Raw genomic sequence first — 20,107 nt, forward strand, 5'->3', positions numbered from 1 at the left:
GTACTTTAGCAAGTTGTTCAAAATCCTGTCGCACAACAGGTTTAATTAGCTCATGAAATACGGTATTCTGATGTGACAAAACCTGAATCCTGGTCGTTAAAGTGTTTGTTTGCACTCATATTTTAACTGTTAGGACTCAGGTTTTTTTATTTAAAGCAAACTATGGGACAGCAGTGGGGAATTCCCTCCTTTTTCAAAGGAGGGTGAGGGTGGATTAAATTTATTAAAAGAAAAAATAAGTCCTTATTGGGCAGCCGGTTTATCCGCTTTCTGCGCTCTTAACTGCGCCACCAGACTCTGCATATCTTCTGGCAATGGTGCTTCAATTGCTGGATAGCCCGGAATGTCCAGACGCATTGCATGTAAACACAAACGGCGTGGTTTTGGCCCACGATATTCTGTTTCATGACCATACTTTTCATCGCCTACTAGCGGATGACCAATACTCAAACCATGAACACGAATCTGATGGGTACGACCAGAAAGCGGAGATGCATACACCAGTGTGGCATGCATAAAACGTTCCTGCACATTCCACTGGGTTTTAGACTCTTTACCTTCTTTCGGGGACACGCAGACACGACGTTCACCATTGGCCAGCTCGTAACGATGTAAAGGTGCATCAATCAGCTGTTTATCCAGACTGACCTGCCCTTTTACTACAGCGGCATAGGTTTTTTTGATTTTATGTTCACGCAACATATCTTGTAATGTTTTCAACACGCTACGCTTTTTGGAAATCATCACCAGACCGGAAGTATCACGGTCAATCCGGTGAATCAGTTCCAGATACTTTTTACCGGTTGCGGCACGCAAGCCCTCAATCAGGCCATAGGCCACACCGCTACCACCATGCACAGCAATCCCGGAAGGTTTATTCACGACCATCAAACCTTCATCTTCATAAATCACACGGGCCAATAAGCCTTGTGCCACTTTGTCAGAAACCGGTGCAGCAGATTCATCTTTTTGTTCATAGCGAATCGGCGCAACGCGAATCTGGTCACCGATTGCGAGTTTGGTTTCTGCTTTAATGCGTTTTTTATTAACGCGAACCTGGCCTTCACGAATCAGACGATAGATACGGCTTTTTGGCACACCTTTCAGACGACTAAACAGGAAATTATCGATGCGTTGTCCATCTTGATGTTCATCCACTTCAAACCAAGTGACGTTTTGCCATTGTTGCGTAGAATTCATACAGTTACTATGACCCAAAAAATACTAAAATTGATTAAAAACTGATCACTTAGGTTATGCTTTACACAAGAAACATAAGCTTAGCCCATAGGCAGATGATGCAAGGTTTGATATAGTCAGCGCACGGAAACCATCGTTTGTGAGTAAAAGTTGAATCATTTCAGATTTTTCTGAACTTGATTGTTCAATTAAAGACTCACATGATACGGGAAGGTCCCCAAAGAATTATGCCACGCCGAAGGCTTATTATATCGGCAAACAAAGCAAACTGTTGCGTTTAATTGTACCTCAGGTACATAAATCAGTTTGTCTTAAAAAATATGTCGCCAACTTTGTTGGTTTTTAAACGTAAACTGATACACATCAGATTAGTCGCAACCTGAAGACGACTTCAGGCTACAGCGTTGATGCATTGGATCTGCACAGTTTGTAAAGATACGACGACAATTCCGTATCAAGACACTTTCTATAAAGAAGGGATGATCTTCGAGCAATGTGACAGTGAAAGTTACACACATCCAATGCACCGCTCGTCCGCCAGTGAAGCGTTCAGGTGACTTTAATCCGTTTAAAGATTGAAGCCGTATTGCCATCATCAATACGTGAATCAAAAACCGAAGCCCATCTATATTAAATAGAGCTCGGTCATAAAAGACTCAAACCACAATGAAATTCATTGCAGATTTGAGCCATTGATCCGTGATGTGTGATGTTCGCTACGTGTATAGCGATTTTTTGCTGTGTATCACTATAAGGTGTTACACCCATGAAACGTATGTTGATTAATGCAACACATGCCGAAGAAATTCGCGTTGCACTTGTCACTGGTCAGCGTCTTTACGATTTTGATTTAGAAAATCGTACCCGTGAACAAAAAAAATCCAATATCTACAAAGGTCACGTGACTCGCGTTGAACCTTCTTTAGAAGCTGTATTCGTTGAATACGGTGCAGGTCGCCAAGGCTTCCTGTCAATGCGTGAAATCGCGAATTCATATTACAAAGCCGACCCTCGCCAAACTTCGAATATCCGTGAACTGATCACTGAAGGCACCGAGCTTCTGGTTCAGGTGGAAAAAGAAGAGCGTGGCAATAAAGGCGCTGCCCTGTCTACTTTTATCTCACTTGCTGGCCGTTATTTGGTCTTGATGCCAAACAACCCTAAAGGTGGTGGTATCAGCCGTCAGATTTCTGGTTCAGTGCGTGAAGAACTGAAAGAAATGCTGGCAACACTGAACGTGCCACGTGGTATGAGTGTGATTGTGCGTACTGCCGGGATCGGTCGTTCACAAGAAGAATTGCAACTCGACTTACAGCACTTGTTAGACCTTTGGGCACAAATCCAGAGCACTGCAAGTTCAGGTCCATCGCCAATGTTGGTACATCAGGAAGCGGGCGTAGTGACACGTGCCATTCGTGACTACCTGCGTGATGATGTTGCTGAAATCCTGATTGACTCAGAACAAGCTTATAACGAAGCTTATAACTTCGTAAAAGCGGTAATGCCACGTCAGTTAGAAAAACTGAAAACTTATACCTTAAATGAACCTTTATTTGCGCATTTCGCGATTGAAAGTCAAATTCAAACTGCTTATGAACGTGAAGTAAAACTTCCTTCGGGCGGTTCGATCGTAATCGATCAAACTGAAGCTTTAGTGTCAATTGACATTAACTCGGCAAAATCGACTCGCGGTAGCGACGTTGAAGACACCGCGTTAAATACCAATATTGAAGCGGCAGAAGAAATCGCGCGTCAATTACGTTTACGTGATATCGGTGGTCTGGTGGTGATCGACTTCATCGACATGACTAAAGACCGCAACCAGCGTATGGTGGAAGCGAAGCTGCGTGAAGCGACGCAAAGTGACCGTGCCCGTATCCAGTTCGGTCAATTGTCACGTTTTGGTTTGATGGAAATGAGCCGTCAACGTCTGCGTCCTTCTCTTGAAGAAGCGACTGGCTACGTTTGCCCACGCTGCCATGGTACCGGCATGGTTCGTGATCTTCGTTCTTTATCACTTTCGATTATGCGTAAAGTGGAAGAGATCGCGTTACGTGAACGTCATGGTGAAGTTCAAGTCGAAGTTCCAGTCGAAATTGCTGCCTTCTTATTGAATGAAAAACGTCACACCTTGGTCTATTTAGAACAGACTTCAAATGTACGTGTCACTGTGCTGCCGCATCCGCATCTGGAAACACCGCATTATGAAATCACTTATAATGCCGAAGGCTTTGCACCAACCAGCTATGAACGTACTGAAGCAACTCGTTCAAGTGAAAAAGAGTTGGGCTATGAGTCATCTGAATGGCATTTAGAAGAAGAACAACATACGCATGCTGCTGCACCAGCGCCTGCTCAACAGCAAAACAACGGCAGAAACAATAAACGCCGTAACCAGCAAAACCAAAATGCACAGCAAGTACCTGTTGCGCAACAAGCTCCAGCCCAAGCACAAGTTGCTGCTCCTGCATCTAGCCCATGCGCATGGTTAGAAAACCTGTTTGTTCAAAAACAGGCTGCGACTGTTGATCAATCGCGTACTGCCAACAATGCAGCTGCAGCAATTGAACAAATGATCAATGGCGGTGCGGTGAGCCGTGGTCAGTTCGGTCAATTGTCTGCACCAGTGGCACAACCTGCGCCACAGCAAGTGTCTCAACCTGCTGCTCCGGCAAGCAGCAATGCCTATCTTGCACCATCGACTGTAGCGCAAAAACAGGAACGTGATGCTGAAAAACCGGCAGAGCGTGATGAAAGAGCGCCGCGTCATAACAATAAAAAACCACGCAATCCGAAGCACAAAGAACCGCGTGAGCAGGTTCAGTCTGAAGCTTCCGCTCCTCAGCAACATCAGGTGCATGAAGAAGTGGTTCAGGTATCTCGTCAAGAGCAACGTCATGAAGCACGTGAAAACAAGCGTAATTCTCGCCGTCAGCATCACAATGAGCCATCTCAGCAAAATGATGTTCAAAACAATGAACAACAGCCTCAACAGGTAATGCCACGTCGTGACCGCCGCAACCAGCCACGTCAGGAACGTCCAAATCGCCACCGCGATCCAAGCGTGCTGAATGAGCAGGCTCAACAAGCAGCACCTGCAGTCGTTGAAGTTCCAGCAGTCAATGACAAGCAGCTTCGTGTTGAATTGGTCGATGCGCCACGTCAAGACGTGATGCCGACTGCTATGGTGGTGAATATTGACCAGGCGAAAAGCGAAATCGTGGCATTGAATGACAATGCTGCAGTTGTAACGCCAGCGGTTGAAGTTACTGCACCGGCAGATGCGCCAGTTGAAGAAGCCGCTGCTGAAAATGTAGTGGAAGCTGCACTGACAGCTCCTGTTGAAGAGGTTGTGCCAGCTGAAGAATCAAGCGCTGAAAAACCACGTGCCAGCAACGATCCGCGTCAGCGTCGTCGTCAGCAGCGTGAAGGACAGCCTCAACAGGCTACAGTTCAGAAGTTGACTCCTTCACAAGTACCAACGTTGGGTCAGTTCACCATTGGTAGCCTGATTCGCCATGTTTATGGTGAAGACTGCTCCGTACTGATTGAACAGTTTGGTTTATTGCCAACCTTCAACCGTGCTCTAGAGAAGTTCACAAAAGAGTACAACGCGAGTCTGGTGGCTGCAGCAACGCCTGCCACAGAGAAAAAACCGGTCACCCGTGATGTTCAAGTGACCGTAGCCAAGGTTGAAGCAGAGCCTGCTCCAGTTCTGGACCTGACTCCACCAAAACCGGTGTCGGACAAACGTGTCGCAAATGATCCACGTGAGCGTCGCCGTCTGGCTAAACAGGCTGCAGAACAGGCCCTGCAACAAGCCAAGCAACAGGCTAAAGTAGAAACAGCTCCGGCAGTTGAAACTACGCCAGAAGCACCTGTAGCAGCAGAAGCGCAAGCAGAGTCAGTTGAAGCAGCAGCAACTGAAACTCCAGTAGCCACTGAAGTAGCTATTGAAGAAACCGCAAATGCTCAGCCAGCTGAACAAGCAACTGAAACGACGGCACCATTAGATACAGCTCCTGCAGAAGAGGCTCCAGTCACTGAAGCTCAACCTGAAGATGCTGCGCCAGTTGAAGCAAATGCTGAATCAGAAGCTCCTGTTACAGAAGCCCAGGATCAGGCCGAAGTAACAACAGAAGACACTGAAGCCAGCGAAGCTGAAAAAGCAGAGAAACAGGCTGCTCGTCCACGTCGTCCACGTGGTCGTCCACCGAAAAAAGCCAATACTGCAACTGAATCATAATTTGCTCAATTGCAGTCATCTAAAAAAACCTAGTCATTTCGGTGACTAGGTTTTTTTTGCTAGATTTAGTCAGAATAGGTTGATTGCACTAGTGTTTTAACGCTAAAAGATGGCTAGCTCGTCTACTGTATATAAATTGAACGTATCGGATACGAAAAATAAATAGGATTCTCATGACCCAAATGAAACCACACGATCTGATTGGGATTGCAGATGTCGCTGCCAAAATCCCGGCTTTTTTGACCAAAGTACCCAATTTGCTCACTGGTCTAAGACAGGCATATTTACGTACTCCGAACACACCGGCCGGCCTGGGTCTGGCTTTTGAAAAAGCGACCAAGCGTAACCCGGAAGGTATTGCCTTACGTTTTGAAGAGCAAAGCTATAGCTATGCCGCTCTCAATGCCTGGGCCAACCAGATTGCCCATTTCTATCTATCCTTGGGAGCCAAGAAAGGTGATGTCGTTGCTGTCATGGTCGAGAATCGTCCTGAACTGATTGCCAGTGTAATTGGTCTGGCCAAACTGGGGGTGACCACGGCTCTGGTCAATACCTCTCAAGTCGGCAAGGTACTGACCCATAGTATCAATCTGGTCAAACCGATTGCCCTGATTGTAGGTGAAGAGTGTCGTCATGCAGTTAACGAGATTCGTAATGACCTGAATATTAGCAGTGACCGCTTGCACTGGTTTGCAGATCAGAATACTCAAGCCGATCCGGGTCAGGCACCTGAAGGCTTTATCAACCTGGCTGAAAAAACCGATCTTTCTCCTAAATTCAATCCATCAACCACCCATTCGGTGCAAGGCAAAGACGGACTGTTCTATATTTACACCTCGGGCACCACAGGTCTACCTAAAGCGGTGATTTTTACCAATGGCCGCTGGACGCTCGCTTATGGCACCTATGGGCATGTGCTAAACCTCAATCAAGATGATGTGATGTACTGTACCCTGCCGCTTTATCATGCCACAGGCATGGTGGTGTGCTGGTGCGGTGTCATTGCAGGTAGCAGCACCCTGGCGATTCGGCGTAAATTTTCGACCTCCTCTTTCTGGAAGGATGTGCAAAAATTTGATGCCTCTGCGATTGGTTATGTCGGTGAGTTGTGCCGCTATCTGATGGATGCTCCCCCATCTGAACTGGAAAAAGGTCACCGCGTGACTAAGATGATTGGGAATGGCATGCGCCCAAATATCTGGGATAAATTTAAATCCCGTTTTGGCATTCAGGAAGTGCTGGAACTGTATGCCTCTAGTGAAGGCAATGTCGGTTTTAGCAATATTTTCAATTTTGACAATACCGTCGGTTTCTCACCCACACCGTATGCGATTATTGCCTTTGATAAAGATAAAAATGAGCCGGTACGGGACGCTAAAGGCCATTGCAAACGGCTGAAAAAAGGCGAAACTGGTTTATTAATTGGTAAAATTACCCGCCGTTCACCCTTTGATGGCTATACCGATCCGGAAAAAAACAAGTCAGTCATCATGCAGGATGTATTTACCCAAGGTGATGCTTACTTCAATAGCGGAGATCTGGTGCGCAATATCGGCTTCCGTCATGCGCAGTTTGTTGATCGTTTAGGCGATACTTTCCGCTGGAAAGGGGAAAATGTTTCTACAACTGAAGTGGAAAACATGCTGACCGAGTATGACAAAATCGTTGAAGCGGTGGTGTATGGCGTAGAAATTCCCAATACCAATGGTCGTGCCGGTATGGCCGCGATTACCCTGCAACCCGATGTAAAATTGGATGATGCAGATTTAGCAGCCATGGCCGCTTGCTTAAAAAAATGCTTGCCGGCTTATGCGGTACCGGTATTTTTACGTATACAACAGCAGATTGAAACTACAGGTACCTTTAAATACCAGAAAAATAAATTGAAAGAGCAAGCATTTGATCCGAGTAAAACCGATGAACGCCTGCTGGTGTTATTGCCAGGTGCAACGGCATATTCGGAGCTCACCGCAGAGATTTTTGCCAATATTCAGGCCTATCAATATCGCTTCTAAGTACTGAAGTTGCCTATTTTTTGTTTAGATAAAGCATAATTGTTGTATTTATAATCAAACATGGGCAACTTTGTTATTTTTTGCTTGCGCTGAAATGAGATCTTGCTACAATACGCTCCATCAAACAAAGTGGTGCTTTAAGCTATTTAGCTTGACTTGCACTGCACATTCAAACCTGGTTTGAATGATGGTTCAGGGTCGTTAGCTCAGCTGGTAGAGCAGCGGACTTTTAATCCGTTGGTCCCGCGTTCGAATCGCGGACGACCCACCACTTATTTGATATCCCTTGATGGGTCGTTAGCTCAGCTGGTAGAGCAGCGGACTTTTAATCCGTTGGTCCCGCGTTCGAATCGCGGACGACCCACCATCTTCCGAAAGGATCACGTAAAAGTACACCACACTCTTGCGTCATAAAAATGGTCATCATCATTTTTATTCCTCAGGGTCGTTAGCTCAGCTGGTAGAGCAGCGGACTTTTAATCCGTTGGTCCCGCGTTCGAATCGCGGACGACCCACCATTCTTTCCTTAGAATGTCTCCCTGATTCCCTTATTATATTTTAATTAAATTGCGATGTTTTGGTCGTGTATTTCTGCGCCCAGATTTTATGCTTACGCGCTCCCACAACTCGCCTTTATTGTCTAATCTAAATCGTATTTGAATTAAGCTTTCTACCAGATCAGCCGATTTTTATCGGGTATTATTCTTGAATATGAAAGGACGTGTCTTTGACCAGTTCATAGGCTTTCGAAGGTGCCGGATAGCCGCGATCAAATAATTCCCGGTTGGTTTTTTCTTTTTCACTATAGATTTTTTCCAGATTCATGACTAAGTGATTTGAATCTTTAATCTTATAGTAAAAGCTCGCCCCTTCTTTACGATTCACTACTATATCGGTACGCTCCGGATTGATAAACCAGCGGTCTTTACGGTAGGTAATATTATGAGCCGTGCTGCTTTTGGTATTATCAATAAATACTTTGCCATACTGTAAAATACTGCGATGCACCGTACCGTCCGGCATTAGAGTCAAAATAAATTCTGCCTTACCTTCAGTACAAGGCGCAAAGCGGCCATCACAGTCGATTTCAGTATGATAGCGACCTATAAACACCTTGGCATCCTCTGGTACAGTTGCCGGGTTTAAATCTGCTTCTACCGGAAGAGTCGCCTGCCCTGCGACCTGAGTTAAGGATTTGGCGCTGACAGTCACCACATCGGCCTTCGTATTGGCAGCGGAAATTTTAACGCCCTCTTCTGAGGTCGCCTGACCTTCCTGTTCAGGTTTGACTTGCTGCTGATCACAAGCCTGCAAAATCACCATACTCCCCAACACCAGGCTACATTTAAAAAAACTGCTTAATGTACAACGTGATACATCCAATTTCATTTTTAACAAACCTAAATAGGAAACATGGCGAGCAAAAAGCACCCAGCAAAGCTGATGAACTTTACACAAGAGTTCAATAGAATTTTCACTATGTTAGTAGCTCTTAGATCTGGTTTTAATCTTTATTAACATTACTTAACGATTTTATTTGTAATCAGCACTTTAAAAAGTTTAAGTAAACTCCATTTCTTTAAGTATGGATCCATTTTAGGATTCAAACTTATTTTTAATCAGGAGATTTTAATGGCCAATGTTGGTTTATATCGCTCAAACCGCTCAAACATGATTGCAGGTGTAATGGGTGGTATTGCTGAACGTTTTGGTTGGAACGCAAATTTATTACGTCTGATTTTTGTGGTGATTTCAATCATGAGTGCCGCATTCCCGGGTATTTTGGTCTATCTGGTGTTGTGGTTAATCATGCCGAAAAAACAGTACAGAATTGATCATGACAGCGTTCATCAACCTCAGGGCTATCAAAATCCTGTGCGTACAGTGAATCAGGATAAACGCTATTAAGCTGTACAGTCATTTTTAACAAGCGTTCTTAACCAGTTTCATCGCAGAGCTTCCTCTTTCACCCCGGTTAAATGGGATGAAATTTTGATGCCACGGTAATTTCCCCAAGTTATCGTGGCTTTTTTTTGCCTATATTTTTTGTTATTTCTTTGCTGTATTACAGCTTTTCACTTTCTTTCTCAGTTGAATTCACGATAAGTTCAAGATTCCAATTTTTGAAATGGATTTCACATGACTCAGGCAGAATGGATGATGCTGTGGCTCTGTGCCGTCGCAGCCCTGCTGCATGGTTTAAGCGGCTTTGGCTTTCCTATGATGAGTACGGCTGTTCTGTCCAGCGCATATCCGCTTAGCATCGCGGTTACCCTTGTCATTCTGCCCTGTCTGCTGCTGAATCTGATCATGCTGAATGCTGACCCTGCGCATAGCCTGTTGAATAGTATTGGCTATTATATAAAACGTTATTGGCCATTAATGCTTAGTAGCCTGGTCGGCAGTGTACTCGGGGTCAAGCTATTACTTTGGCTAAATGAGGCTTATTTAAAACTGTTATTGGGTCTGGTAATTATATTTTATGTCTTGGACCAGTTACGGGCACGCCCCTTACAAGTTAGTCCGCATATTTCCAGCATGCTCTGTTTTGGTTTACTGGCCGGCATTATTGGAGGTGCAACCAATGCCATGGCACCTTTTCTGATGATGTATCTGATGAGTTGCCAACTCTCTAAAACAGATATTGTCATTATCAGTAATCTCAATTTCATTGCCGGTAAACTGATCCAGCTGGTTTTACTGTTTCCAATTCTGATCACACTGGAAACCCATCAACAGCATATTCTGATCGGGATAAGCTTATTCGCCCTTGCTGGTGTCTGGATTGGAGGCAAAATACGCCATCGTTTATCTCAGCAACACTTCAAATGGATTGTCTTGGCTTTACTTTTCGGCTTGGGCCTGTATGCCTTCTGGCAAAGTACTGGATTATTGCAACAATCTGGTTATAGTATCTTTAAATAGGATATTTTTTAAGCAAAACAAAATTACAAATTTAAAGCTAATATAAAAAATGATGTAAATAAACACCTTGCAAGGAGAGCATATGACTCAGACCAACCTAGCTACCCCGACCAATGCCATGCCCAAAGGGCTGCTTAAAGGCTGGATTCTTATTTTTGTCGCAGCCATTGTAGCCTATGGCTTATATCTTTACCTGCCCTATGACCAGAATGCCAATAAAGGACTGGCCCTTTTAGCCTTTATCGGTATCTTATGGCTGACTGAAGCCATTCATATCACGATTACAGCTTTACTCATCCCCGTGATGGCGGTATTGCTGGCCATGCCAATGGCCTCTGGTGAGGAACTGGTTCCGATTACCACACAAGCCGCTTTGGCCACTTTTGCCGATCCTGTCATTTTCCTGTTTTTTGGTGGTTTTGCGCTGGCAACGGCGTTGCATATCCAGAAACTGGACCGGAAAATTGCCATGTGGATCATCTCCATGTCCAGAGGGCATCTGGGCATTTCTGTACTGGCGATTTTTGTGGTGACGGCGCTGCTGTCCATGTGGATTTCCAATACGGCGACTGCTGCCATGATGCTGCCTTTGGCCTTAGGCTTGCTTTCACATCTGGATGTCAGCAAGGATCGTAAAACTTTTGTCTTTATCCTGCTCGGCATTGCCTATTCGGCCAGTATTGGCGGACTGGGCACCATGGTCGGTTCACCTCCGAATGCCATTGCCGCCAAGGCACTTGGCTATGATTTTGCCGACTGGATGAAAATCGGCTTGCCGATGATGTTCATTATTCTTCCCGCCATGCTGGTCAGTTTATATCTGGTACTACGTCCAAAACTAAATCATAAAGTACAATTTGTGACCGAAGACATTCCCTGGACCGGCACCCGTATAGCCACCATGATCCTCTTTCTCTGTACTGCAATTGCCTGGATTTTCAGTAAAAAATTCACCGAAATTTTTGGTATTTCCCAGCCGGATACCTGGATTGCAATTTTGGCTGCCTGTATGGTGGTGATTCTGGGTACCGCAAGCTGGAAACAGATTGCAGAAAATACCGACTGGGGGGTCTTGTACCTATTTGGTGGTGGTCTGACCTTGAGTGCCATTCTGAAGGATTCAGGCAGTTCGCTGGTACTGGGTCAAACTCTGGCCAATGCCTTTGGTGATGCCTCCCCGCTGATGATTATTTTCGTAGTCGCTACTTTTATTATCTTCCTGACTGAATTTACCAGTAATACCGCTTCGGCTGCCCTGCTAGTACCAGTATTTGCCGCAATTGCGGATCAGATGGGAATGCCCAAAGAAATTCTGGTGATCGTCATTGGTATTGGTGCTTCATGTGCCTTTATGCTGCCGGTAGCCACCCCACCAAATGCGATTGTTTTTGGAACCGGTCATATCCAGCAAAGCGAAATGATGAAAGTTGGTTTTGTGCTGAATATCATGTGTATCTTTATTATTTCACTGTTTATTTACTGGTTCTTTATTTAATCATTACAGCTCTTAAACATCACACCCTCTACAAAGCACACTCCGGTGTGCTTTGTCGTATCAATCGCCTATATGTTGAATCTTTCTCTCATCGAAAAATAATATGCTTTTAACAATGATAAAGATAAAGTCTTTATATTAAAAACATCAAAAAGTAGCAGATAGATAGTGGACAGGATATTTCACTTAATCTCTCAACCGATCCAGAATTCCCCTTGGAAAATGACATTTAACCTCGCGCTTGCACCTCTGATCATAGCTGTAATTTTATTCCCTTATGCGCTATTTCATGAAGCCAGCTCTGGGATTTTCTCCATTTTCAAGAGCCTGTTTTCAGCGCTTTTTATTAGTTTTTTTGTCTGCCTGACTTACTGGGTGATGGTCTTTCCTTTTCTATGAGTGACTCACCTGCTGCTACGCTATTATCAGCTATTTAATATTATGACGATTTTAATGAGCTGCGTACTGGGAACCCTGATTCTGGCCTATATCTCGCATCCTTCAAGTGAAAATTTTAGTTCCCATTTTTTGTTTCTGCTGTGTTTTTCCCTGCCGATGGCACTATTTTACAGTTTTCTCAGCCGGCAAGCTGGCCAGAGTTGATCACACATGCTCTGTTAAATTCCGTTTTAATTCGGTTTTAAACTTTCATTTTAAAATGATTCAGCTCCTGATTCAGTGCGGCAATCATATCTGCCCGACTGATAATTCCCACCAATTGCTGCTCGCTCACCACCGGAATATAGTTGAACGAACGCTCGACAAAATACGGCACCAGATCTTGAATGGGTTGTAAAGGCTGCACCGTAATTACCTTACGGGTCATGATATGTTTGACCTGATGCTCCCAGCTGCTACGGACATCAGCCGCGCGCTTGAACCATTCCACCACCTGATACATTGCCAGTGTACCGACCAGTTGTTCATCGGCATTAACGACGGGCAGGCTCATCAGGTTCATTTGCTTGAACTTGTCCAATGCGTGCTGGATATCATCATTTTCATGCAGGGTTGCTACATCCTTCGTCATAATATCCTGGCAGCTAAATTCATGTACCGCACGCGCATTGGCGCGGTTTTGTGCCTCCAGAATGATTTTTTGCAGGTCATATTCACTGATATCCAGCAACTCGGTGCGCTGATCCAGCACTTCCTGAATATCCTGCGGTTGAATGGTGACTTTCTGGGTCGGCGTCGGATCCTTGGAACGAGTATTTAGTTGAGCTTGCTGCGGATAATCCTTGCCAATCATCCGGTTAAAGACAATGGCAATTACCATCAGTAAAATTGAATTGAGTAGTACCGGATAAAATACAAAGGCATAACCGAGTTCATGCACCGGCTGGCCGCCCAGCACTGCGGTAATGGCCACGGCGCCACTCGGTGGATGCAGGGAATCTGTGGTCATCATCAGGACAATTGCCAAAGCCACGGCTACACTAAAAGCCTCAGTTGGACTGGCAATTAACAAGGCACAGCTCACGCCAATCACGGCAGCAATGGTGTTGCCGACCAGAATATTCCAGGGCTGCGCCAGAGGGCTGGCCGGCACAGCAAACAGCAATACCGAAGATGCACCCATCGGGGCAATATACCAGGCTTCAAAATCCCCCAGAATCCATAAACTCAACAAGGACGAGACGACCAAACCCAATAGTGCTCCAGCTCCGCAGAGCAGACGGTCTTTAAGTGGCAGGACTTTGAAATTCGGTTTTAAGGTATTGAGCCAGTCGAGATGGGAGTGAAACACAGTGCGCCTGATCTTATTGTTTATAGATTTTGGGCATTATAGAACCAAGCCAGATGAAAGGCATCTGTGTTTTACATCTTTTCATCATTCGCGAACGCAGGCTTTTTAAAACAATATTTCGCTTAGCTTAAAATACTCAACCAGATTTTTTTATAAGGGCTGCGCTATCTCCGCCCACCTCTGGAATGGAAAAAATCCTTTTAAGCCATTTCACTTAGATATCTCTTAGATCACTTTTATTACGGCCTATCATTCATTCAGGTTGAATCAATGGCTGGATTTTTAACAGCTCGACCTCACCATAATAGGTTGAAAATGCCACATCTCCGGCATCGATTCCAGTGCCGATCCGAATGAGATTTTCGACTGGAGCCAAACGGGTCGGATCAAACTGCACCCAGCCACCGTCTAAATAGGCTTCAAAAATGGCATGAAAATCGGGTAAAAACTTTTCAATTTCCACATAACCGACCACCATGCGTGCCGGAATTCCCAAGGCACGGCATAGGGCAATGCCTAAATGGGCAAAGTCACGACATACGCCTGCACGATGCACCAGTACATCTGTGGCAGTGGTAAATTGGTCGGAACTACCAGACACATAAAAAATATTGTTATAAATCCACTGTTCAATCGCCTTGACCCGCGTATAGCCCGGTGTCATCCAGCCAAATGAGCGTTTCGCCATTTCCAGTAATAAATCTGAATTGCAATAACGGCTGGCCAGCAAATAAGGCAAGACTTCATCGGGCAGCTCAGGAATGGCTACTTCTTTCAGACCTTGCTGAAGCTCAAGAGAGAGACTCGGTTGACGAACCACTGTCGCCGCATAATTCAGCTCAAAAGCGTCACAGGGTTCAACCTGTAGCCGAACATGACGGTTTTGATGCTGAGCATCCTGAAATTCATGCCATGCTACGGGCAGATTAAAGCTGAGTTTTTCTTCGAGAATATTCTGATCGGAATGATGTGCTACCTGAAGCATAAAAATAAATTCTGTCGGTTGCACGACCTTGTATTTTAAATAGCATTGAATTTTGTAAGTGGTCATGAAGTTCCTTATTTTTAAGCATTATTATATTGCGTGAATATTAAACCAATTTTAGAGTCGCAATCGTATGAGATCCGTTGAACTTTATGACTCTCCGGTTAACAGCATGCCATACATCTGATTTATTCCTGATTTTCAGATCAGCCTGTATCGACCAGCAAAGCTAAAATCGCAGTAAGCCTCTAAATGTCGCGTATCCTTTAAGCTTGTTTTATTTTTTTCAGAAAAGTATCCCTACATTAACCCTTTGCCACTCCCCTGCAAAGTCCTTATAATTGAGCACAATTTTTCTCTAATTTTAAGTGGATGACCATGAGTCGCGCCATATCGCATATTGATACCTTCCAAGGCTTAATTCTTGCCTTACAAACTTACTGGGCGGAGCAAGGCTGCGTCATTTTGCAACCTTATGATATGGAAATGGGTGCAGGGACATTCCACACTGCGACTTTCCTTCGTGCACTGGGTCCTGAAACCTGGAATGCCGCTTATGTTCAACCGTCACGCCGTCCGAAAGATGGCCGTTATGGTGAAAACCCGAACCGTTTGCAACATTATTACCAATTCCAGGTGGTGCTTAAGCCAAACCCGGATAACATCCAGCAGCTTTATCTTGATTCATTAAAAGCGATCGGTATTGACCCACTGGTACACGACATTCGTTTCGTAGAAGATAACTGGGAATCTCCAACACTGGGCGCTTGGGGCTTAGGTTGGGAAGTTTGGCTCAATGGCATGGAAGTGACGCAGTTCACTTACTTCCAGCAAGTCGGTGGTGTTGAATGCTACCCTGTGACTGGCGAAATCACGTATGGTCTTGAGCGTCTTGCCATGTACTTGCAAGGTGTAGACTCAGTTTACGATTTGGTTTGGACCAAAGGTCAGTTCGGTACGGTGACTTATGGCGATGTGTTCCATCAAAATGAAGTGGAACAATCGACCTATAACTTCGAATATGCCAACGTTGAAAAAATGTTTGAATTGTTCGATTTCTACGAAGCTGAAGCAACACGTTTGATCGAAGCGAAACTTCCACTTCCTGCATATGAGCAAGTCGTGAAAGCATCACACAGCTTCAACTTATTGGATGCGCGTGGCGCGATTTCTGTGACTGAACGTCAGCGTTACATTTTACGTGTACGTACATTGGCACGTTCTATTGCGACCAGCTATGTAGCAGCACGTGCGGAACTTGGTTTCCCAATGGCTGAACCTGCATTACGTGATGAAGTGTTGGCACAATTAAAAGCGCAAGTTGAAGCAGAAGCGAAAGAAGCAAACAAGGAGAGCAAATAATGTCTAAACATACCGTTTTGTTCGAATTGGGTTGTGAAGAACTTCCACCAAAAAGCCTGAAAAAATTACGTGATGCCTTACATGCAGAAACAGTAAAAGGCTTAAAAGATGCTGGTCTTGTTTTTGATTCAATCGAAGCCTATGCAGCACCTCGTCGTCTTGCACTTAAAATTGTCAATGTTGATGCTGCACAAGCAGACACACAAAAACGTTTTGACGGCCCTGCCAAACAGGCAGCCTTTGATGCTGAAGGCAACCCGACGAAAGCACTTGAAGGCTTTATGCGTGGTCAAGGCATCACGGTTGATCAAGTATCAACTTTCCAAGCAGGTAAAGTTGAAAAAGTCTGCTACCTAAAAGACGTAAAAGGTCAAAGCCTTGACGTTTTACTGCCACAAATTTTACAAAATGCTTTGGACAATCTTCCAATCGCAAAACGTATGCGTTCTGCTGCTAGCCGTACTGAATTCGTGCGTCCTGTAAAATGGGTTGTGTTGTTAAAAGACAACGATGTGGTTGATGCAACAATTCAAGATCACAAAGCCGGTAACGTCACTTACGGTCATCGTTTCCACGCGCCAGAAGCAATTACTTTAACGCACGCTGACGAATACTTAGCGAAGTTAAAAGCAGCTCACGTTGTGGCGTCATTTGAAGAACGTCAAGCCATCATTGATGGTCAAGTCAAAGCGCTTGCTGATGAAGTCAATGCCATTGCGATTGTACCAAGCGATCTTCGTGACGAAGTGACTGCATTGGTTGAATGGCCTGTTGCGCTTCGTGCAAGCTTCGAAGAACGCTTCCTTGCAGTTCCTCAAGAAGCATTGATCACCACGATGCAGGACAACCAAAAGTACTTCTGTTTGGTAAATGCTGACAATAAACTTCAACCGTACTTCATTACTGTGTCAAACATTGAGTCGAAAGACCCGACACAAATTATTGAAGGTAACGAGAAAGTGGTTCGTCCACGTTTGTCTGATGCTGAATTCTTCTTCTTGCAAGATCAAAAGCAACCGCTTGCATCTCGTAAAGAGAAATTGGCAAACATGGTATTCCAAGCAGAATTGGGTACGCTTTGGAACAAGTCTGAACGTATTGCAAAACTCGCTGTTGCACTTGCGCCAATTACCGGTGCGAATCCTCAAGATGCTGAAAAAGCTGCACTGCTTGCAAAATGCGATTTAACTTCTGAGCTTGTGGGTGAATTCCCAGAACTTCAAGGCATCGCGGGGACTTACTACGCACGTCTTGAAGGTGAAAATGATGAAGTGGCTGAGTCTTTGGGTGAGCAATATTTACCTAAATTTGCAGGTGATGTTTTACCAAAAACGAAGACAGGTACAACGATTGCCCTTGCGGATCGTTTAGACACGCTCACAGGTATTTTCGGTATTGGTCAAGCACCTACAGGTTCTAAAGACCCGTTTGCACTGCGTCGCTCTGCGATTGGTATTTTACGTCTGGTAACTGAAAACGAGCTTGATGTTTCAATCGAAGATTTGATCAAACTTGCACTTGCTGCTTATGGCGATGTATTGAAAGATCACGACAAGACTTTGGCAGATGCTGTTGCATTCCTTGAAGGTCGTTACCGTGCGAAATACGAAGACCAAGGCGTTGCGGTTGATGTGATTCAAGCTGTTCAAGCGCTTTCACCAAAATCTCCGCTTGATTTTGACAAGCGTGTAAATGCAGTTAATCACTTCCGTGCATTGCCTGAAGCGGCTGCGCTTGCTGCTGCCAACAAGCGTGTTGCGAATATTTTAGCGAAAGAAGCGACACCTGAAGGTGCTGTGGTTGAAGCAAACCTGGTTGAAGATGCTGAAAAAGCTTTATTCGCTGAACTTGCGAAAATTGCGCCTCAAGTTGAACCGTTATTTGCTGCGAAAGACTACACTGCTGCCTTGTCTGCACTTGCTGCACTTCGTGCGCCAGTCGATGCATTCTTTGATGGCGTCATGGTGATGGCTGATGATGCTGACCTGAAAGCAAACCGTTTACGTATGCTTGCACAGCTTCGTGACTTGTTCACGAAAGTGGCTGATATTTCAGTGCTTCAACATTAAGCTCTGATTGAAATAAAAAACCCGCTTTAAAGCGGGTTTTTTTATGATTTTACCCTAAACTTATGATATAAAAATTTTATTTCTGATAACAATTCAATATGATAGATAATAATTTTACGGAAGATATAGAGAAAGACCCAAACCGAATAGCTGGGGGTAAGGTGATTTATCCTAGTCTATTAGCTCCTGGTATTCATAAGATATCCCTAGAAACACTAGAACAAACTGTACTTGTCCCCTTTCAGGATAAAAGAACACGTTCTAACCTCTGCAACCGCCTAAGAGCCTTAATTCAAGAATTAGAAACATATCAAGTTGAAATGATCATTTGGTTAGATGGATCATTTTGTTCAAAAAAGCCTCATCCTAGTGACATTGATATAGTTTTATTTCTAAATGAAGAAGACCTTAATAAACTTTCATCTAAAAAATATAATGAATTACTTTCATATCTAGAAAATCGTAATACAATTCGCGCCCGATATGGCTGTGATCTATTTTTTAATACTATGAGTGATGAAGGTCGCTATCATTACTGGCGCAGTCTTTTCAGTTTTAATCAACTATCTGAAGCTAAAGGTTTCATTCAACTTCGAGTTAACTCCCATGAATATCTCTACTCTTGAAGAACAAATATATTTAGCTGAAGAAATTATAAAAAAGGATAGTGAAACCCTAGATGAAAATGATCGCTTCAAAGTAGCTTCATTTAACTCTTTTAAAGACCACTTAGCCAACCTAAGAAAGCAACTTTATGATCTGCAACTTCGTAGAGAAAAAGAAATTCTAGAAGTTCGTTTTATTGGCGAGAAAGCTCACAATGGATCATTGCCTTTAATTTTACATGCCGCTTTATCAAAGGGATTAGCTGAAAGCTTAATTACTCTTTCAACGAAAGTTCGTACCCCTAAAAAGCATGCTGATTATGTCAATCAATCTGAATTAGATCTTCGCTTAGCTAATATCGTTTCAGGTTCGACAAAATTTATTCTTAGTTTAGAAATTCAACCAGATCTTTTTGGTTGGAGTCTGTCGCAAAATACTCTTAGTCAATGGTTTGGTTTTTTTGAATCATTAGACCATCCTGAAGAAAATCAGGAAGTTTTCTCAATCATGGGGAATAAAGGTATATCAAGTATTAAATCAATGCTTAATGCTTTAAAAAGCAATAATCTTGACTTCGAGCTGAATTGGAATTCTCATCTAAATAAAAACCACCATTGGATGGGCAGTTCACAAAAAATTGAAAAGGCTTTAAATTTTTTAAATGAATTAGAAATCCAAGAACCTTTGCTATGTGAAATTTCAGGATTAATTCAAAGTCTTGATAGATCAGGAAAAATTAATATCATTGATGATAATAAAAAAAATTATCGTATAAGATTGGAAAAATCTGTTTTATCCGAAATAGAAAAATTACGGATTAATCAATATGTAACATTAAGAGTAATGAAACATATCAGCCATCACCCCACATTTGATAAAATTATTGAAAACTATGATTTTATTGAAATAATCTAAACGAATTCATCCTATATATCTTTATAAAGATGTCTACATGAATACGATTAGTACTAGATCTAATTAAAGATATGGTTATCCCTTTTGCAATTCCCTATACTCAACCTAACAACACTCAACAAGAAAGAATCATATGAAATTTAAAGCTCTTATTTTGACGGGTCTTGCGAGTATCGCAGTTACAGCTTGTACATCTGCACCCAAAATCCCACAGCTTCAGGTTGGTGTCTTACAGGAAGTCCAAAACCTCGAAGTGGTTCCAGCCACGACCAACAACAAGGCAAAACTGACCAAATTCCTCGACAAATGCGTGATTGAATTTACCGGCGATATCGGCAATAACCGTGTCATTGAACAATGGTCATTTAAAGGCATGACTCTAATCGATGCCGGCTCAGCGACTTTCCAGCGCGACGGTACTAGCACTGCACAAAAATTTGACCTGCACGATGCGGGCGTACAAAAGAACTTTGTCAGCTTACGCGAACATTTCGCAAAAGATGCGTTGACACAATGTGACTAAAAAAATCGCCCTGTTT

At 43.8% G+C, this 20,107-nt stretch carries 14 protein-coding genes and 3 tRNA genes; 13 read left to right on the forward strand and 4 right to left on the reverse strand.

The genetic code is table 11. The features are described 5' to 3' along the window. Window positions 1-243: 243 nt before the first annotated feature. A complete protein-coding gene (locus NI469_RS01530) occupies window positions 244-1,200 on the reverse strand; it encodes an RluA family pseudouridine synthase (protein WP_004278531.1) in 957 nt (318 codons plus the stop codon). Window positions 1,201-1,966: 766 nt separating this feature from the next. Between NI469_RS01530 and NI469_RS01535 the strand changes: the two genes are divergently transcribed. The 5 genes from NI469_RS01535 (at window position 1,967) to NI469_RS01555 (ending at window position 7,979) form a co-directional block, all read left to right on the forward strand. After that, entirely contained in the window at window positions 1,967-5,446 is a 3,480-nt protein-coding gene (locus NI469_RS01535) for an Rne/Rng family ribonuclease (protein ID WP_253174270.1), read from the forward strand. Between the two features lie 173 nt (window positions 5,447-5,619). After that, the gene (locus tag NI469_RS01540) at window positions 5,620-7,461 is read left to right on the forward strand and encodes a long-chain-acyl-CoA synthetase (protein ID WP_253174271.1); all 1,842 of its coding nucleotides are present in this window, start codon (window positions 5,620-5,622) and stop codon (window positions 7,459-7,461) included. A 195-nt stretch (window positions 7,462-7,656) separates the two neighbouring features. Then, a tRNA-Lys gene (locus NI469_RS01545) sits at window positions 7,657-7,732 on the forward strand. Window positions 7,733-7,752: 20 nt separating this feature from the next. Continuing rightward, window positions 7,753-7,828 (forward strand) — tRNA-Lys (locus NI469_RS01550). Window positions 7,829-7,903: 75 nt separating this feature from the next. Further along, window positions 7,904-7,979: transfer RNA gene (locus NI469_RS01555), tRNA-Lys, on the forward strand. Between the two features lie 181 nt (window positions 7,980-8,160). On the opposite strand, the gene NI469_RS01560 is transcribed toward NI469_RS01555, so the two are convergent. Beyond that, window positions 8,161-8,850, reverse strand: a complete 690-nt coding sequence (locus tag NI469_RS01560) for a hypothetical protein (RefSeq protein ID WP_005245882.1) — start codon at window positions 8,848-8,850, stop codon at window positions 8,161-8,163. A gap of 243 nt (window positions 8,851-9,093) precedes the next feature. Here NI469_RS01560 and NI469_RS01565 point away from each other — a divergent pair, with 243 nt between their 5' ends. From NI469_RS01565 to NI469_RS01575, 3 genes are all read left to right on the forward strand, one after another. Then, window positions 9,094-9,369 (forward strand): PspC domain-containing protein, encoded by a 276-nt coding sequence (locus NI469_RS01565; RefSeq protein ID WP_004278536.1) that lies wholly within the window; start codon window positions 9,094-9,096, stop codon window positions 9,367-9,369. Window positions 9,370-9,600: 231 nt separating this feature from the next. Further along, entirely contained in the window at window positions 9,601-10,386 is a 786-nt protein-coding gene (locus NI469_RS01570; protein ID WP_005261680.1) for a sulfite exporter TauE/SafE family protein, read from the forward strand. An 82-nt stretch (window positions 10,387-10,468) separates the two neighbouring features. Further along, on the forward strand, window positions 10,469-11,881 hold the full coding sequence (locus NI469_RS01575; RefSeq protein ID WP_253174272.1) for an SLC13 family permease: 1,413 nt from the start codon (window positions 10,469-10,471) through the stop codon (window positions 11,879-11,881). A 640-nt stretch (window positions 11,882-12,521) separates the two neighbouring features. On the opposite strand, the gene NI469_RS01580 is transcribed toward NI469_RS01575, so the two are convergent. Together NI469_RS01580 and NI469_RS01585 are read right to left on the reverse strand one after the other, a co-directional pair. Next, a complete protein-coding gene (locus NI469_RS01580; protein WP_044111804.1) occupies window positions 12,522-13,631 on the reverse strand; it encodes an HPP family protein in 1,110 nt (369 codons plus the stop codon). A 253-nt stretch (window positions 13,632-13,884) separates the two neighbouring features. Beyond that, complete coding sequence (locus NI469_RS01585) at window positions 13,885-14,682, reverse strand: transglutaminase-like domain-containing protein (protein WP_253174273.1); 798 nt, start codon at window positions 14,680-14,682, stop codon at window positions 13,885-13,887. Between the two features lie 312 nt (window positions 14,683-14,994). Between NI469_RS01585 and glyQ the strand changes: the two genes are divergently transcribed. The 5 genes from glyQ (at window position 14,995) to NI469_RS01610 (ending at window position 20,091) form a co-directional block, all read left to right on the forward strand. After that, window positions 14,995-15,978, forward strand: coding sequence for a glycine--tRNA ligase subunit alpha (glyQ, locus tag NI469_RS01590; protein ID WP_004278542.1), 984 nt, complete (start codon window positions 14,995-14,997; stop codon window positions 15,976-15,978). Then, window positions 15,978-18,047 (forward strand): glycine--tRNA ligase subunit beta, encoded by a 2,070-nt coding sequence (gene glyS / locus NI469_RS01595; protein WP_253174274.1) that lies wholly within the window; start codon window positions 15,978-15,980, stop codon window positions 18,045-18,047. The genes glyQ and glyS overlap by 1 nt, the downstream gene beginning before the upstream one ends. A gap of 98 nt (window positions 18,048-18,145) precedes the next feature. Continuing rightward, window positions 18,146-18,673 (forward strand): DUF6932 family protein, encoded by a 528-nt coding sequence (locus NI469_RS01600; protein ID WP_253174275.1) that lies wholly within the window; start codon window positions 18,146-18,148, stop codon window positions 18,671-18,673. Further along, entirely contained in the window at window positions 18,654-19,568 is a 915-nt protein-coding gene (locus tag NI469_RS01605) for a hypothetical protein (RefSeq protein WP_005261666.1), read from the forward strand. The genes NI469_RS01600 and NI469_RS01605 overlap by 20 nt, the downstream gene beginning before the upstream one ends. 133 nt (window positions 19,569-19,701) lie before the next feature. Next, entirely contained in the window at window positions 19,702-20,091 is a 390-nt protein-coding gene (locus NI469_RS01610) for a hypothetical protein (protein ID WP_005261664.1), read from the forward strand. Window positions 20,092-20,107: the final 16 nt, after the last annotated feature.

Source organism: Acinetobacter lwoffii (assembly GCF_024129735.1).
In the GTDB taxonomy this organism is placed as follows: domain Bacteria; phylum Pseudomonadota; class Gammaproteobacteria; order Pseudomonadales; family Moraxellaceae; genus Acinetobacter; species Acinetobacter lwoffii_H.

Excerpts from the sequence above, each read along its gene's own strand:
- NI469_RS01530 (WP_004278531.1), bottom strand. The coding sequence starts at position 1,200 with ATGAATTCTACGCAACAATGGCAAAACGTCACTTGGTTTGAAGTGGAT.
- NI469_RS01535 (WP_253174270.1), top strand. The coding sequence starts at position 1,967 with ATGAAACGTATGTTGATTAATGCAACACATGCCGAAGAAATTCGCGTT.
- NI469_RS01540 (WP_253174271.1), top strand. The coding sequence starts at position 5,620 with ATGACCCAAATGAAACCACACGATCTGATTGGGATTGCAGATGTCGCT.
- NI469_RS01560 (WP_005245882.1), bottom strand. The coding sequence starts at position 8,850 with ATGAAATTGGATGTATCACGTTGTACATTAAGCAGTTTTTTTAAATGT.
- NI469_RS01565 (WP_004278536.1), top strand. The coding sequence starts at position 9,094 with ATGGCCAATGTTGGTTTATATCGCTCAAACCGCTCAAACATGATTGCA.
- NI469_RS01570 (WP_005261680.1), top strand. The coding sequence starts at position 9,601 with ATGACTCAGGCAGAATGGATGATGCTGTGGCTCTGTGCCGTCGCAGCC.
- NI469_RS01575 (WP_253174272.1), top strand. The coding sequence starts at position 10,469 with ATGACTCAGACCAACCTAGCTACCCCGACCAATGCCATGCCCAAAGGG.
- NI469_RS01585 (WP_253174273.1), bottom strand. The coding sequence starts at position 14,682 with ATGACCACTTACAAAATTCAATGCTATTTAAAATACAAGGTCGTGCAA.
- glyQ (WP_004278542.1), top strand. The coding sequence starts at position 14,995 with ATGAGTCGCGCCATATCGCATATTGATACCTTCCAAGGCTTAATTCTT.
- glyS (WP_253174274.1), top strand. The coding sequence starts at position 15,978 with ATGTCTAAACATACCGTTTTGTTCGAATTGGGTTGTGAAGAACTTCCA.
- NI469_RS01600 (WP_253174275.1), top strand. The coding sequence starts at position 18,146 with ATGATAGATAATAATTTTACGGAAGATATAGAGAAAGACCCAAACCGA.
- NI469_RS01605 (WP_005261666.1), top strand. The coding sequence starts at position 18,654 with ATGAATATCTCTACTCTTGAAGAACAAATATATTTAGCTGAAGAAATT.
- NI469_RS01610 (WP_005261664.1), top strand. The coding sequence starts at position 19,702 with ATGAAATTTAAAGCTCTTATTTTGACGGGTCTTGCGAGTATCGCAGTT.